The organism is Pseudomonas sp. P4795, assembly GCF_048822895.1.
In the GTDB taxonomy this organism is placed as follows: domain Bacteria; phylum Pseudomonadota; class Gammaproteobacteria; order Pseudomonadales; family Pseudomonadaceae; genus Aquipseudomonas.
In genome coordinates this window covers 1-5,542 of the sequence record NZ_JBMFBT010000023.1, presented here as the reverse complement: position 1 = coordinate 5,542, position 5,542 = coordinate 1, and the positions used below count along the sequence as shown (strand labels likewise).

Below are 5,542 nucleotides of genomic sequence, written 5' to 3'. Positions count from 1 at the left end.
AGCTGAAAAAGAGGTGTTGACAGCAGCGTGTAACGCTGTAGAATTCGCCTCCCGCTGACGAGAGATCGGAAGCGCAAGTGGTTGAAGTTGTTGAAGAATTCTTCGAAAACTTCTGAAAATAATCACTTGACAGCAAATGAGGCTGCTGTAGAATGCGCGCCTCGGTTGAGACGAAAGATCTTAACCAACCGCTCTTTAACAACTGAATCAAGCAATTCGTGTGGGTGCTTGTGGAGTCAGACTGATAGTCAACAAGATTATCAGCATCACAAGTTACTCCGCGAGAAATCAAAGATGTAACCAACGATTGCTGAGCCAAGTTTAGGGTTTCTTAAAAACCCAAAGATGTTTGAACTGAAGAGTTTGATCATGGCTCAGATTGAACGCTGGCGGCAGGCCTAACACATGCAAGTCGAGCGGATGACAGGAGCTTGCTCCTGAATTCAGCGGCGGACGGGTGAGTAATGCCTAGGAATCTGCCTGGTAGTGGGGGACAACGTTTCGAAAGGAACGCTAATACCGCATACGTCCTACGGGAGAAAGCAGGGGACCTTCGGGCCTTGCGCTATCAGATGAGCCTAGGTCGGATTAGCTAGTTGGTGAGGTAATGGCTCACCAAGGCGACGATCCGTAACTGGTCTGAGAGGATGATCAGTCACACTGGAACTGAGACACGGTCCAGACTCCTACGGGAGGCAGCAGTGGGGAATATTGGACAATGGGCGAAAGCCTGATCCAGCCATGCCGCGTGTGTGAAGAAGGTCTTCGGATTGTAAAGCACTTTAAGTTGGGAGGAAGGGTTGTAGATTAATACTCTGCAATTTTGACGTTACCGACAGAATAAGCACCGGCTAACTCTGTGCCAGCAGCCGCGGTAATACAGAGGGTGCAAGCGTTAATCGGAATTACTGGGCGTAAAGCGCGCGTAGGTGGTTTGTTAAGTTGGATGTGAAATCCCCGGGCTCAACCTGGGAACTGCATTCAAAACTGACAAGCTAGAGTATGGTAGAGGGTGGTGGAATTTCCTGTGTAGCGGTGAAATGCGTAGATATAGGAAGGAACACCAGTGGCGAAGGCGACCACCTGGACTGATACTGACACTGAGGTGCGAAAGCGTGGGGAGCAAACAGGATTAGATACCCTGGTAGTCCACGCCGTAAACGATGTCAACTAGCCGTTGGGAGCCTTGAGCTCTTAGTGGCGCAGCTAACGCATTAAGTTGACCGCCTGGGGAGTACGGCCGCAAGGTTAAAACTCAAATGAATTGACGGGGGCCCGCACAAGCGGTGGAGCATGTGGTTTAATTCGAAGCAACGCGAAGAACCTTACCAGGCCTTGACATCCAATGAACTTTCCAGAGATGGATTGGTGCCTTCGGGAACATTGAGACAGGTGCTGCATGGCTGTCGTCAGCTCGTGTCGTGAGATGTTGGGTTAAGTCCCGTAACGAGCGCAACCCTTGTCCTTAGTTACCAGCACGTAATGGTGGGCACTCTAAGGAGACTGCCGGTGACAAACCGGAGGAAGGTGGGGATGACGTCAAGTCATCATGGCCCTTACGGCCTGGGCTACACACGTGCTACAATGGTCGGTACAAAGGGTTGCCAAGCCGCGAGGTGGAGCTAATCCCATAAAACCGATCGTAGTCCGGATCGCAGTCTGCAACTCGACTGCGTGAAGTCGGAATCGCTAGTAATCGTGAATCAGAATGTCACGGTGAATACGTTCCCGGGCCTTGTACACACCGCCCGTCACACCATGGGAGTGGGTTGCACCAGAAGTAGCTAGTCTAACCTTCGGGAGGACGGTTACCACGGTGTGATTCATGACTGGGGTGAAGTCGTAACAAGGTAGCCGTAGGGGAACCTGCGGCTGGATCACCTCCTTAATCGACGACATCAGCTGCTCCATGAGCTCCCACACGAATTGCTTGATTCATTGAAGAAGACGAAAGAAGCAGCCCGAAATTGGGTCTGTAGCTCAGTTGGTTAGAGCGCACCCCTGATAAGGGTGAGGTCGGCAGTTCGAATCTGCCCAGACCCACCAATTTTGTGTGGGAACCTGTAGAAATACGGGGCCATAGCTCAGCTGGGAGAGCGCCTGCCTTGCACGCAGGAGGTCAACGGTTCGATCCCGTTTGGCTCCACCACTACTGCTTCTACGTATTAAAGCTTAGAAATGAGCATTCCATCGATGCGATGGTGAATGTTGATTTCTAGTCTTTGACTAGTTCGTTCTTTAAAAATTTGGGTATGTGATAGAAAGATAGACTGAACGTTACTTTCACTGGTAATGGATCAGGCTAAGGTAAAATTTGTGAGTTACTCAGTTTTGAGTATTATCGAATTTTCGGCGAATGTCGTCTTCACAGTATAACCAGATTGCTTGGGGTTATATGGTCAAGTGAAGAAGCGCATACGGTGGATGCCTTGGCAGTCAGAGGCGATGAAAGACGTGGTAGCCTGCGAAAAGCTTCGGGGAGTCGGCAAACAGACTTTGATCCGGAGATGTCTGAATGGGGGAACCCACCTAACATAAGTTAGGTATCTTGTACTGAATACATAGGTGCAAGAAGCGAACCAGGGGAACTGAAACATCTAAGTACCCTGAGGAAAAGAAATCAACCGAGATTCCCTTAGTAGTGGCGAGCGAACGGGGACTAGCCCTTAAGTGGCTTTGAGATTAGCGGAACGCTCTGGAAAGTGCGGCCATAGTGGGTGATAGCCCTGTACGCGAAAATCTCTTAGTCATGAAATCGAGTAGGACGGAGCACGAGAAACTTTGTCTGAATATGGGGGGACCATCCTCCAAGGCTAAATACTACTGACTGACCGATAGTGAACTAGTACCGTGAGGGAAAGGCGAAAAGAACCCCGGAGAGGGGAGTGAAATAGATCCTGAAACCGTATGCGTACAAGCAGTGGGAGCCCACTTTGTTGGGTGACTGCGTACCTTTTGTATAATGGGTCAGCGACTTATTTTCAGTGGCGAGCTTAACCGAATAGGGGAGGCGTAGCGAAAGCGAGTCTTAATAGGGCGTCTAGTCGCTGGGAATAGACCCGAAACCGGGCGATCTATCCATGGGCAGGTTGAAGGTTGGGTAACACTAACTGGAGGACCGAACCGACTACCGTTGAAAAGTTAGCGGATGACCTGTGGATCGGAGTGAAAGGCTAATCAAGCTCGGAGATAGCTGGTTCTCCTCGAAAGCTATTTAGGTAGCGCCTCATGTATCACTGTAGGGGGTAGAGCACTGTTTCGGCTAGGGGGTCATCCCGACTTACCAAACCGATGCAAACTCCGAATACCTACAAGTGCCGAGCATGGGAGACACACGGCGGGTGCTAACGTCCGTCGTGAAAAGGGAAACAACCCAGACCGTCAGCTAAGGTCCCAAAGTTATGGTTAAGTGGGAAACGATGTGGGAAGGCTTAGACAGCTAGGAGGTTGGCTTAGAAGCAGCCACCCTTTAAAGAAAGCGTAATAGCTCACTAGTCGAGTCGGCCTGCGCGGAAGATGTAACGGGGCTCAAACCATACACCGAAGCTACGGGTATCATCTTCGGATGATGCGGTAGAGGAGCGTTCTGTAAGCCTGTGAAGGTGAGTTGAGAAGCTTGCTGGAGGTATCAGAAGTGCGAATGCTGACATGAGTAACGACAATGGGTGTGAAAAACACCCACGCCGAAAGACCAAGGTTTCCTGCGCAACGTTAATCGACGCAGGGTTAGTCGGTCCCTAAGGCGAGGCTGAAAAGCGTAGTCGATGGAAAACAGGTTAATATTCCTGTACTTCTGGTTATTGCGATGGAGGGACGGAGAAGGCTAGGCCAGCTTGGCGTTGGTTGTCCAAGTTTAAGGTGGTAGGCTGGAATCTTAGGTAAATCCGGGATTCTAAGGCCGAGAGCTGATGACGAGTTGTCTTTTAGACGACGAAGTGGTTGATGCCATGCTTCCAAGAAAAGCTTCTAAGCTTCAGGTAACCAGGAACCGTACCCCAAACCGACACAGGTGGTTGGGTAGAGAATACCAAGGCGCTTGAGAGAACTCGGGTGAAGGAACTAGGCAAAATGGCACCGTAACTTCGGGAGAAGGTGCGCCGGTGAGGGTGAAGGACTTGCTCCGTAAGCTCATGCCGGTCGAAGATACCAGGCCGCTGCGACTGTTTATTAAAAACACAGCACTCTGCAAACACGAAAGTGGACGTATAGGGTGTGACGCCTGCCCGGTGCCGGAAGGTTAATTGATGGGGTTAGCTAACGCGAAGCTCTTGATCGAAGCCCCGGTAAACGGCGGCCGTAACTATAACGGTCCTAAGGTAGCGAAATTCCTTGTCGGGTAAGTTCCGACCTGCACGAATGGCGTAACGATGGCGGCGCTGTCTCCACCCGAGACTCAGTGAAATTGAAATCGCTGTGAAGATGCAGTGTATCCGCGGCTAGACGGAAAGACCCCGTGAACCTTTACTATAGCTTTGCACTGGACTTTGAATTTGCTTGTGTAGGATAGGTGGGAGGCTTTGAAGCGTGGACGCCAGTCTGCGTGGAGCCAACCTTGAAATACCACCCTGGCAACTTTGAGGTTCTAACTCAGGTCCGTTATCCGGATCGAGGACAGTGTATGGTGGGTAGTTTGACTGGGGCGGTCTCCTCCTAAAGAGTAACGGAGGAGTACGAAGGTGCGCTCAGACCGGTCGGAAATCGGTCGTAGAGTATAAAGGCAAAAGCGCGCTTGACTGCGAGACAGACACGTCGAGCAGGTACGAAAGTAGGTCTTAGTGATCCGGTGGTTCTGTATGGAAGGGCCATCGCTCAACGGATAAAAGGTACTCCGGGGATAACAGGCTGATACCGCCCAAGAGTTCATATCGACGGCGGTGTTTGGCACCTCGATGTCGGCTCATCACATCCTGGGGCTGAAGCCGGTCCCAAGGGTATGGCTGTTCGCCATTTAAAGTGGTACGCGAGCTGGGTTTAGAACGTCGTGAGACAGTTCGGTCCCTATCTGCCGTGGACGTTTGAGATTTGAGAGGGGCTGCTCCTAGTACGAGAGGACCGGAGTGGACGAACCTCTGGTGTTCCGGTTGTCACGCCAGTGGCATTGCCGGGTAGCTATGTTCGGAATAGATAACCGCTGAAAGCATCTAAGCGGGAAACTAGCCTCAAGATGAGATCTCACTGGAACCTTGAGTTCCCTGAAGGGCCGTCGAAGACTACGACGTTGATAGGTTGGGTGTGTAAGCGCTGTGAGGCGTTGAGCTAACCAATACTAATTGCCCGTGAGGCTTGACCATATAACACCCAAGCAATTTGCGTCGAAAGGCCAGATTGCGGTGTGTGAAGACGCAATGAACCGAAAGTTCGATCTCGCAAAAACACCGAAAGCTGTCACATACCCAATTTGCTGAAGCGAGACCATTTGGTCACGACTCAGTACCCGAATTTCTTGACGACCATAGAGCATTGGAACCACCTGATCCCATCCCGAACTCAGCAGTGAAACGATGCATCGCCGATGGTAGTGTGGGGTTTCCCCATGTGAGAG

Annotated in this window: 2 tRNA genes and 3 rRNA genes; all 5 read left to right on the top strand. The window is 51.1% G+C overall.

The features are described from left to right. The first annotated feature begins 351 nt into the window (after nt 1-351). Nucleotides 352-1,888: ribosomal RNA gene (locus tag ACOI8A_RS28135) — 16S ribosomal RNA — on the top strand. Between the two features lie 81 nt (nt 1,889-1,969). After that, nucleotides 1,970-2,046 (top strand) — tRNA-Ile (locus tag ACOI8A_RS28130). 27 nt (nt 2,047-2,073) lie between these two features. Next, nucleotides 2,074-2,149: transfer RNA gene (locus ACOI8A_RS28125), tRNA-Ala, on the top strand. 248 nt (nt 2,150-2,397) lie between these two features. Beyond that, a 23S ribosomal RNA gene (locus tag ACOI8A_RS28120) occupies nt 2,398-5,291 on the top strand. 151 nt (nt 5,292-5,442) lie between these two features. Beyond that, nucleotides 5,443-5,542, top strand: a 5S ribosomal RNA gene (rrf, locus tag ACOI8A_RS28115); the annotation flags it as partial.